Origin of the sequence: Pseudarthrobacter polychromogenes, from assembly GCF_014644495.1 — a bacterium.
Classification (GTDB): Bacteria; Actinomycetota; Actinomycetes; order Actinomycetales; family Micrococcaceae; genus Arthrobacter; species Arthrobacter polychromogenes.
This window is the reverse complement of the sequence record NZ_BMKU01000004.1, coordinates 80,187-89,277: the sequence shown is the minus strand read 5'-3', so window position 1 is coordinate 89,277 and position 9,091 is coordinate 80,187. Positions and strand designations below refer to the sequence as shown.

Annotated in this window: 8 protein-coding genes; 4 read left to right on the top strand and 4 right to left on the bottom strand. The window is 67.2% G+C overall.

The features are described from left to right. Nucleotides 1-96: 96 nt before the first annotated feature. Nucleotides 97-1,518, top strand: a complete 1,422-nt coding sequence (locus IEX43_RS07975; protein WP_229666362.1) for a carboxylesterase family protein — start codon at nucleotides 97-99, stop codon at nucleotides 1,516-1,518. On the opposite strand, the gene IEX43_RS07970 is transcribed toward IEX43_RS07975, so the two are convergent. Then, nucleotides 1,440-2,288: an alpha/beta fold hydrolase gene (locus tag IEX43_RS07970; protein WP_188809932.1), complete on the bottom strand. Its 849-nt coding sequence runs from the start codon at nucleotides 2,286-2,288 to the stop codon at nucleotides 1,440-1,442. The two genes, IEX43_RS07975 and IEX43_RS07970, sit on opposite strands and share 79 nt — an antisense overlap. Nucleotides 2,289-2,434: 146 nt before the next feature. On the opposite strand from IEX43_RS07970, the gene IEX43_RS07965 reads away from it, so the two are divergent. Next, nucleotides 2,435-3,187 (top strand): DUF429 domain-containing protein, encoded by a 753-nt coding sequence (locus IEX43_RS07965; RefSeq protein ID WP_188809930.1) that lies wholly within the window; start codon nucleotides 2,435-2,437, stop codon nucleotides 3,185-3,187. 75 nt (nucleotides 3,188-3,262) lie between these two features. Here the strand turns inward: IEX43_RS07965 and IEX43_RS07960 are convergent, their stop codons facing one another. Continuing rightward, nucleotides 3,263-5,641, bottom strand: coding sequence for a phosphoketolase family protein (locus IEX43_RS07960; RefSeq protein ID WP_188809928.1), 2,379 nt, complete (start codon nucleotides 5,639-5,641; stop codon nucleotides 3,263-3,265). A gap of 136 nt (nucleotides 5,642-5,777) precedes the next feature. Here IEX43_RS07960 and IEX43_RS07955 point away from each other — a divergent pair, with 136 nt between their 5' ends. Beyond that, entirely contained in the window at nucleotides 5,778-6,377 is a 600-nt protein-coding gene (locus tag IEX43_RS07955) for a hypothetical protein (RefSeq protein WP_066273089.1), read from the top strand. A 12-nt stretch (nucleotides 6,378-6,389) separates the two neighbouring features. Here the strand turns inward: IEX43_RS07955 and IEX43_RS07950 are convergent, their stop codons facing one another. Further along, a complete protein-coding gene (locus tag IEX43_RS07950) occupies nucleotides 6,390-6,974 on the bottom strand; it encodes a histidine phosphatase family protein (RefSeq protein WP_188809926.1) in 585 nt (194 codons plus the stop codon). Nucleotides 6,975-6,999: 25 nt separating this feature from the next. Further along, complete coding sequence (locus IEX43_RS07945; RefSeq protein WP_188809924.1) at nucleotides 7,000-7,857, bottom strand: HAD family hydrolase; 858 nt, start codon at nucleotides 7,855-7,857, stop codon at nucleotides 7,000-7,002. 250 nt (nucleotides 7,858-8,107) lie between these two features. Between IEX43_RS07945 and IEX43_RS07940 the strand changes: the two genes are divergently transcribed. After that, nucleotides 8,108-9,091, top strand: a 984-nt coding sequence (locus IEX43_RS07940; RefSeq protein WP_188809921.1) for a PDDEXK family nuclease, incomplete at its 3' end; no start/stop codon positions are given.

Genomic DNA, 9,091 nt, shown 5'->3' with positions numbered 1-9,091 from the left:
ATTCCTGGAGTTTTTGTCCAGATATGCAGGCTTCACCGCCCTCGAAGCCTGCATAAGTGGACAAAAACTCCCAGGAATTTGTGGAATCGTTGCCCTGTGAGTTCCGAGCCCCTGTTTAGTCCCCCCTGCGGTCCCGTCACAGGCTGGCGGGACGGCGACGTCCTCCGCGCCACCGGGATTCCGTACGCCACCGCCGGACGTTTCCAGCCACCGGCTCCGGCCCCTGACTGGACCGCGCCGTACGCCGCAACCTCGCCCGCCCCCGCCTGCCCGCAAGGGCCCGTGCCCTTCCTGGACGACATCCTGGGTACCAGGTACGGCGAACTTCCAGGGAGCGAGGACTGCCAGAACCTGTCCATCACCATGCCCGCGGACATTGACCTGTCCAGCCCGGAAAGCGCGCGGCTGCCCGTGCTTGTGTGGATCCATGGCGGTTCCTACACCACCGGCTCCGGTGACCTCGCCATCTTCGATCCTGCGGTGCTGGTGGCCGAGAACCGCGTGGTGGTGGTCTCGGTGACCTACCGGCTGGGGCTGTTCGGCTTCCTGGCAACCCGCTCGGGCCGGCCTGCCAACCTGGGCCTGCTGGACCAGCTCGAGGCTTTCCGCTGGGTGCAGCGCAACATCTCCGCATTTGGCGGCGATCCCGGCCGGGTGACTGCTTTCGGCCAGTCCGCAGGCGGTGACGCGATCGCCCACTTAATGGCGACCCCCGACGCGCCGGCACTGTTCCAGCGCGCCATAATCCAGAGCGCCCCTTTGGGCATCTCCCGGGGCCGGGCAAAAATGAACCATGCCATGGGGATCGCGGCCGAGGCTGTGACCGAAGAGACTCCCGCCATGGAGGTGGTGGAGCGGGAGGACCATGTGGCGCAGGTGGCCCGGAAGTTCGGGATGCTGGCCGCGATGCCGTTCGGAACGCAGTATGGGCACGCGCCGCTGCCGGAGGAAGCCGGGATCGAGGCCGCCTGGAACCGCTCCGCACCCGGCGTCGAGATCCTGATCGGCCACACCTCCGAGGAAGCCAGGCTGTTCCTCCCCCGGAGCCCCTACCTCAGCCGCCTGGACAGTGTTCCCGTCGCCGGCCCCACCCTCCTCCGGGCCATCAACTGGGTGGTCACGGAGACCGTTTATGGCCGGGCAGCCCGTAAGTTCGCACGCCGTCATGTCCAGGCCGGCGGCAGCGCACACCGTTACGTTCTGAACTGGCATGCCCCGGGGAACGTCCTCGGCGCCGCGCACACCATCGATTTGCCGCTGCTCTTCGGGAACCGGAACACGTGGGAGGGAGCAGGACTGGTTGCCGGTGCCGGCTGGGAGGACGTGGACGCCGTGGGGCGGGAACTCCGGACACTGTGGTCACGTTTTGCGCGCGGTGACAGCCTTGGCGAAAAGGGCGGCATCCCGGGCGCCCTGGATTACACCTCGGAGCGGCCTCATCAGCCCCGCCGGCGTCCCCGGGTGGTGGAAACCGTGCTGCGTACAGCGTCCACCAGGATGTCCTGGCGCTGGAAGTAGGCATTGTGGCCGGCATCCCCGACAACCAGGAGACGGGCGCCGGGCACCGTGGCGGCAACGTGCTCTGCCCCGCGGCGGATGCGTGGCCTTTCTTCCTCTCCGATCAGCACCACCAGCGGGCTGGTTACTGATTCCAGTCCCTGCTGGAAGGCTTCGACGTCCCGTGGGTCAGCGCTGAGAAACTCGCCCTGGCTTTGTTCGAGGCTCCGCGGGTACCTGGCCGCTTCAATGGCGGTGGCGGTTGAACGGACCCTGAGATAGCGGGCAAAGTCCTTCGGGTTGTCCGCGATCCACTGCTCCGTGAAGGAGTTTCCCACGCCAAGCCAGATCCGCTCGTCCTGGTCGAGGGAGCTGAACACCTCGAACTTTTCCGGCTGGCCTGCCTGCCCGGGAGGCGGCACCACAAGTGGCCACCCCATCCCGCAGACCACCAGGGCAGCCGCGCTGCCGGGGTGGCGGACGGCCCAGCGCAGCGTGGTCATGCCGCCCATGGACTGCCCCACAATGACCGGGTCTTCCAGGCCCAGGGAGCCTATGAAGTGCTCCAGCTCCGCAGCCCGGTCAACCAGGGGTCCCTGCCGCGGAGAGTTCGATGACCAGCCGTGATCATAGGTGTCGTATGCCAGGACCCGGAAGTCCCGTTCGAGGTCCTGGATGATCGGTTCCCAGCACGCCGCCGCCGAGGCATGGCCATGCAGCAGCACCACCGGCCGGCCGCGGCCGGAGTCCGTGTAGTGGATGTCGTTGCCGAGAAGATCGAGCCAGGGCATGGGTATATTCTCTTTCAGGCCTGGTCAGCCGGGGTGGCCCACCACGCCCCAGCCTTGCAGAACCCAGGCGGGGCGTCATCCGCTGTCCAGTACCGGCTGGCGCACGCCGGTACAGGCCAGGGCGGCCGGCGGTAGAGTCTGGTCACGTGAAGACGCTCGGAGTGGACCTGGCCGCGGCTGCCAAAAAGACGGCCGTGGCCGTCATCGAGTGGAGCCGCGGATCAGCCCGGCTGGTGCACCTCGGCCTGGACGTGCAGGACCAGGAGATCGTTTCCCTCTTCGGCGCCAGCGACATGACCGGCGTGGACTGCCCGGTTGGCTGGCCGGACGCCCTCATTCCATTCCTGGCCGGGCACCTGGCCTTCGACGCCGGACCCGTGCTGGAGCACGACGGGATAGAGGGACGGCGGCTGCTGGCCTACCGGGACACGGACCGCTTCGTCACGGGGCGGACGGGCCTGATTCCGCTCAGTGTTTCCGCTGACAGGCTGGCGCATCCCGCCATGCGGTGCGCCGTGATCCAGGCAAAGATCGCAGCGCTCCATGGGCCGCAGCTCAGGGACGGTTCCGGACGCCTTGCGGAGGTCTATCCGGCCGCGTCGCTGAAAGTCTGGGGCCTGAACGCCCGGGGCTACAAGGGACGCGGCAGCTCCGAGGCGGAACGGCTTGCCGCGCTCCTCGGCATCCTGAGGGAGCAGGCTCCCTGGCTGGACCTGGACGGCTACGGGGACCGGTTGGCCGCCTCGGACGACATGTTCGACGCCGTCATCGCCTCGCTCACGGCCCGGGCCGTTGCCCTCGGGCTGACGACCGGTCCTGACGGGGCGCACGCCGCGGCCGCCCGCACCGAGGGCTGGATCCACCTGCCGTCCTGCGGCCTCGACGGACTGGTCGACTAGAGGAGTTTTTGTCCAGATATGCAGGCTTTGCCACTGCGGAACCCTGCATATCTGGACAAAAACTCCAAGGGGGGGCTAGCCGAGGGTCCAGTTCCGGATCTCCTCCGGGTCCTCGCCGTGCGTGCGGGTGTGTTCGCGCGCCCGCATCCGCCGGTCCTGGAGGCTTTGGCGGAGGGATGAATGCCGCTCGGCCAGCCCGGGCACGCGGTCGATGGCGTCGATGGCCAGCTGGAACCGGTCAATACCGTTCAGCATCGCCATGTCGAACGGCGTGGTGGTGGTTCCCTCTTCCTTGTAGCCCCGCACGTGCAGCCCGTCCTGGTTGTTGCGGCGGTAGGCAAGCCGGTGGATCAGCGCGGGATAGCCGTGGTAGGCGAAGATGATGGGCTTGTCCGCCGTGAAGATCCCGTCGAAGTCCCGCGCCGGAAGCCCGTGGGGGTGCTCGCTCTCGTCCTGCAGCCGCATCAGGTCCACAACGTTCACCACCCGGACTTTCAGCCCGGGCGCGCCCTCTTTCAGCAGTTCCGCCGCGGCTACGGTCTCCACGGTGGGGACGTCGCCCGCGCAGGCCATCACGACGTCGGGCTCCTCGCCGGGCACCTCGGACCCCGCGAAGTCCCAGATGCCCAGCCCCCTGCGGCAGTGGTTGGCGGCGTCGGCCGGGCCCAGCCACGTGGGCGAGGGCTGTTTGCCGCTGACCACGATGTTCACGTAGTCCGTGGAGGCCAGGCAGTGGGCCATAACGCACAGCAGGGTGTTGGCGTCGGCCGGCAGGTACACCCGGATGACCTCTGCCTTTTTGTTCACGGCGTGGTCAATGAACCCGGGGTCCTGGTGCGAGAACCCGTTGTGGTCCTGCTGCCAGACGTGGGAGGACAGCAGGTAGTTCAGCGAGGGCACCGGCTGGCGCCACGGCAACTGCCGGTGCACCTTCAGCCACTTGGCGTGCTGGTTGAACATGGAGTCGACAATATGGATGAAGGCCTCGTAGCAGCTGAAGACGCCGTGCCGGCCGGTGAGGAGGTAGCCCTCCAGCCAGCCCTGGCACAGGTGTTCGCTGAGCACCTCCATCACCCTGCCGGACCGCGCGAGGTGCTCGTCGACGTCGTCAATCCGGTACTGCCATACCTTGTCGGTGACTTCGTAGACGTTCTGCAGGCGGTTGGATGCGGTCTCGTCCGGGCCGAAGAGCCGGAAGGTCTCCATGTTCAGCGAGATGACGTCCCGCATCCACGAGCCGAGCGTGATCATCGGGCTGACGCGGTCCGTCCCGGGCTCAGGGACCTCGACGGCGTGGTCCCGGTACGCGGGCAGCTTCAGCGCCTTGCGGAGCAGGCCGCCGTTGGCATGCGGCGTGGCGCTCATCCTCAGGGAGCCGGTGGGGGCGGCCACGGCGACGTCGGGCCGGAGCCGGCCGTCGCCGTCGAACAATTCCGCAGGCCCATAGGACTGCAGCCACTCTTCCAGCTGCTTCAGATGCTCCCCGTTGGTGCGGACCTCAGAGAGCGGAACCTGGTGGCTCCGCCACGTCCCTTCCACCTGCAGCCCGTCCACCACGCGGGGTCCCGTCCACCCCTTCGGCGAGCGCAGGACGATCATGGGCCAGCGCGGGGCACCGTCCAGCTCGTCCGTTCCGGCCTCCGGCGCACGGCGGGACTCCTGGATGGCGCGGATGCCGGCAAGGCTGCGGTCCAGCGCTTCGGCGAAGTCCCTGTGCGCCTGTTCGGTGTTGTCCGGGTCCTTCACCGTGACGAAATACGGCTCATGGCCGTACCCGCGCAGGAGTTGTTCCAGCTGCTCTTCGGGCATGCGCGCCAGGATGGTGGGGTTGGCGATCTTGTAGCCGTTCAGGTGCAGGATGGGCAGCACGGCACCGTCCGCGGCAGGGTCCAGGAAGTTGTGGGAGTGCCAGCTGGCGGCGAGCGGGCCGGTTTCGGCTTCCCCGTCGCCAATGACGACGGCGGTGACCAGCTGGGGATTGTCCAGCACCGATCCGTAGGCGTGGGCCAGGGAGTACCCGAGTTCACCACCTTCGCTGATGGAGCCGGGGGTCTCGGGAGCGGCGTGGCTGGGGATGCCGCCCGGGTAGGAAAACTGCCGGAAGAGCTCGGCCATGCCGTCGGCGTCGTTGCCCACGTGCCCATAGATCTCGGAGTAGGTGCCTTCCAGCCAGGCGTTTGCGACGACGGCGGGGCCGCCATGGCCGGGACCTGCCACGAAGAGCATCTCGGCGGAGTCGCGGCGGATGACGCGGTTCAGGTGGGCATAGACGAAATTCAGGCCGGGGGTGGTGCCCCAGTGGCCAAGCAGCCGGGACTTCGTGTGCTCGGCTTTCAGCGGTTCGCGCAGCAGCGGGTTGGAGCGGAGATAGATCTGCCCGACGGACAGGTAGTTGGCGGCGCGCCACCAGCGGTCCACAAGCTCAAGTTCGTCGTGCCCCATGCTGCTGGTCATAACCGTCCTCACGTAGCGTGTTCCCCGCTGTCGCCATGAGGCAGGTGCGGCCGTTCCCCCATCGCACCAGATGGGCCAGCGCGAGGCAACCCCGCTTGCCCTGGGGCTGCTACCAACCGGTAGTCTTTGGATTCAGATGTTCACGCTGACAATCAACCAGACGGATAGCCGGCGCGATGGCGACCGGGTGCCGCAGCTCCTCAAGGACCTGCGGCATATTCCTGCGCGCCTCGACTTCGACCGGTCGGTGGAGGACGAGGTCCAGGGCATCGTGGACTGTCCGCACCAGGCGGTGGAGGCAGCGATGATCGCGCTGCGGTGCGGTTCCTGGTACGTGGGGATCGGCGTCGGGCCCGTCAACGAGCCGCTGCCCAACCAGATCAAGGACGCCTCAGGCCACGGGCTGGTGTACGCGCGGCGTGCCGTGGACCGGCTCCGCAACAGCAAGGAGCGGGTGCCCGTAGCGGTGGAGGGGCCGCTGGCGGACATAGCCCACGACGCCGAGGCCGTGCTGCGGCTGCTGGGGCATATTGTGCGGGACCGGTCCGGGGCCGAGTGGCGGGTGCTGGACCTGATGACCCCCGGCGTCCGCGGCCAGCAGAAGGCGGTGGCCCAGGAGCTGGGCATCACCACGCAGGCCGTCAGCAAGGCGGTGGCGCGGGCGCAGTGGAATGAGGAGCACGCGGCCCGGCCTGCGGCGGCACGGCTGCTGGCCCTGATCCTTGAGGTGCGCTAGCGGCGGCCTGCCTTAGCGCTGCGTTGCGGCCATCACCGGTTCGCCGTTGAAGTATTCCAGCTGCCAGCCGTCGATGGCATGGTGGTGCGCCAGGTTCAGGACCGCGTTGTCGATGCTGGTCAGGGTGCTCCCCACGGCGCGGCTGAGGCTGACCCGCAGGAGCGTCCCGTGCGCGACGACGAGGAGCCGGCTGCCGCGGAATTCCTCGGCGAGTGCCTCCAGCGCGGCCAGTCCCCGGTCCGCTGCCTCGTCCTCGCTTTCGGCGCCGCGGAAGCCGCCGGGAATGCGCAACGCCTCCAGTTCAGGACCCGCCTGCATGCCCTCGGCCGGGCCAAAGCTGCGCTCCGTCAGTTCCGGGACGCGGCGGACATCGCTGAGGCCCAGCCCGGCCGCGATCAGGTCCGCGGTTTCGGCGGCCCTGCTCAGGGGCGAGGACGCGATCGCGTCCCATTGGTAAGCGGACAGCACAGCGACGGCGTCGCGCGCCTGGGCCCGGCCGACGTCGTTCAAGGGAATGTCGGTGGATCCCTGCAACCGGCGCTGGGCGTTCCAGTCTGTCTGGCCGTGGCGGATGAGGGCGAACGTCGTGAGGGTCATGCTGTCCATTCTGCCTTGTACTGCGTTAGAGCAAGCTGCGCAGCACGTGGGCGGCACCGTCGTCGAACACTGAGTGGGTGACCTCGTCCGCAGCGGCGATGACTTCCTCGGGCGCCTGCCCCATGGCCACTCCCCGCCCGGCCCAGGTGAGCATCTCGATGTCGTTGCGGCCGTCGCCGATGGCCACCGTGAGGTGCTGTTCAATGCCGAGCCTCCCACGGAGGTTCTCCAGCGCACTCGCTTTGGTCACTCCGGCCGCAGCGATGTCCAGCCAGGCCGTCCAGCCCACGGAGTACGTGACTCCGGCGAGGCCGATGTGCTCGATCGCCTCGTTGAACTCTTCCGGGGTGTTCTCCGTGCTGAAGACCACCACGCGCACGGCCGTGGCTTCGAGCATGGTGTGGAAATCGACGCCGACAGCCTCGACGCCAAAACTCGGATCCTGGAAGCGCTCGGTGGACAGGAAGTTCCCGTCAGCATCCTCCAGCGCGTACTTGGCCGAGGGAAGCCGTTCCCGGAGCGCCCTGAGGGCGGGTCCGGGGTCGAAGGTGGCTTTGTGGATGACCTCGTAGCCGCCGTCCAGCCCGGGGTGCAGGCGGAGGGTGACACCGCCGTTGCAGCAGACAGCGTAGCCGCGCTCGATCCCGATCTTCTCGATGATGGGCAGTGTGGCGTTGAGGGACCGGCCGGTGGCGATCATGACCTCGTGCCCGGCAGCCACCACTGCCTGCGCCGATTCGCGGACGCCCGGGGACATGTGGCCGTCGTGGTCAACCAGCGTGCCATCCACGTCCAGGGCGACCATCAGCTTCTGCCCGTTGATGTTTTCGTTGTCTCGCCGGTCATCGTTGCCGGCGACTGAGGTTTCAGTCAGCGTTGTCATTCACATAGTGAACCAGAGGACCCCCGGCGGCGCTAGGACGCAGGCCACAGATATGTTGAACTCCGCATTAACACTTGTTGTTTGGCTGCAACCATGTGGGTACCGCCTTGCGGGACACCATCTGACGGACAGTGCACCCCGGAGTTCGCTGGTGCGTTGACTGCTCCGGGGTGCGCACCGCTATTTGCAGTTATCCACATTCACCCGTTCCACGGTTCAACCGTCCTGCGGGCAGCCTGACGATAGTCCCATGCAGTTGATTCATGCCGGCAACGTCCGCCGCAGCACTGGAGACGTCCGCTCGCTCAGCCGCCGCTATGCCCGCGGCGAGCTGGTCCGCGTCAGGAAGGGCGTCTATGCATCGAAAGAAGAGTGGATTTCGCTGCCGCCGTGGGAAAGGTACCGCCAGACAGTCCTGGCTGTGGACCTTGAACTGCCGCTGTCAACGTTCTGCCTGCATACGGCTGCTGTTGTGTGGGACCTGAATCTCCTGGAAGTGCCGGGCTTCGTGCACCTGTCAGGAGCATCGAGAGGCCACGTCGGCCGCAGCGTGCCAACAACTTCCGCCGCACGACTATCATCGGGTGAAACCGGACTGGAACGGATCACCTCCTACGGCGTCCGCCGGCACCCCGGACCAACAGCAGCGGTACGCCACAAGAATTTCCTGGTGACGCCTTTACCGGAGACAGTGGTGGGCGTCATTGCCAAGGAAAACTTCGCTGCCGGAGTGGTCCTGGCGGACCACTCCATGAGCCGGCGGTACGCTTCCGGCCCCCGCCTGGGCAAAGAGGATCTGCTCAAGCAGGCCTCCCTGCTCACTTCGGAGGCAAGGCGCAGATGGGTCACGCAGGTCCTCGATTTCGCGGGGACAGACGCGGAGTCCCCGGGCGAGTCACTGAGCAGGGCACAAATACACGTTCTCGGGTTCCCGGCTCCCCTTCTGCAGGCAAGAGTGCATGTGGGAGGGGTTTTCATCGCTCGAACTGACTTCTTCTGGCCCCGCCACCGGCTGATTGGGGAGTTCGACGGCGACGCCAAGTATCTGCGCGACGAGTACCTCGGAGTTCACACGGCGCGCCAGGCCGTCCTGGCGGAGAAGAAGCGCGAGGACAAACTCCGGGCGGCGGGGTTTCGGGTAGTCCGGTGGGACTGGGCCACAGCGTCTGATCCCGCGCGGTTTGAAGCATGCCTGCGGCAAGCGGGCTTATCGAACAGCCCCAGAGATACAGGA